The organism is Cysteiniphilum halobium (genome assembly GCF_003574425.1).
GTDB lineage: Bacteria > Pseudomonadota > Gammaproteobacteria > Francisellales > Francisellaceae > Caedibacter > Caedibacter halobius.
In genome coordinates this window covers 1-639 of the sequence record NZ_QLIU01000104.1, presented here as the reverse complement: position 1 = coordinate 639, position 639 = coordinate 1, and the positions used below count along the sequence as shown (strand labels likewise).

Annotated in this window: 1 pseudogene; it reads left to right on the top strand. The window is 37.9% G+C overall.

Features of this window, described 5'->3' with window-relative positions:
• Positions 1-222: 222 nt before the first annotated feature.
• Positions 223-639 (top strand): annotated as a pseudogene (locus DNK85_RS11090) (IS982 family transposase); the annotation flags it as partial.

Genomic DNA, 639 nt, shown 5'->3' with positions numbered 1-639 from the left:
AATAGATGCCTGTTGCACAATAATAAAAAAACTTAAGTAGGAAATTCCTGAGACAGCAGCTACAGCAATCAATGTATATAAATCCCCAATACTAAGCATCCCTATATTCATTTGAATATGTAATAGATACGCCATGTTCAACTTTTTTAAGTGGTAGATATTGCATAGCATAAGGAAAAGCTTTAGTTTTTAATTTGCACAAAAAAACTGGAAGCACACCTTATGCTATTAGAAGACTTTATCATTTCTGTGTATTGTTTGGTAGACAATGAATTAAAAAACCTGACAAAAGAACACCCCTTAAGAGCTCGAGGCTTTGCGCCAAAGCTTTCAGATGCAGAAGTGATTACCATAGATATTGTAGGAGAATTTATGGGCAAAGACACAGATAAAGGTATATGGCAATACTTTAAGACGAATTGGCAGTCCTGGTTTCCAGGTCTTGTCAGTCGTTGCAACTACGTTAAGCAATCTGCAAATTTATGGCTGTTTCATCCGCAAACACAGTATGCTCTGGCAAGTAAGTTAAATGCTTTTGCAGACTCGATCCCTCTAGCAGATGGCTTCCCATTCCCTGTATGCCACTTTACACGAGCACGCTCAAGTATAATTTTCAGGGGTACAGCTACTTATGGGTAC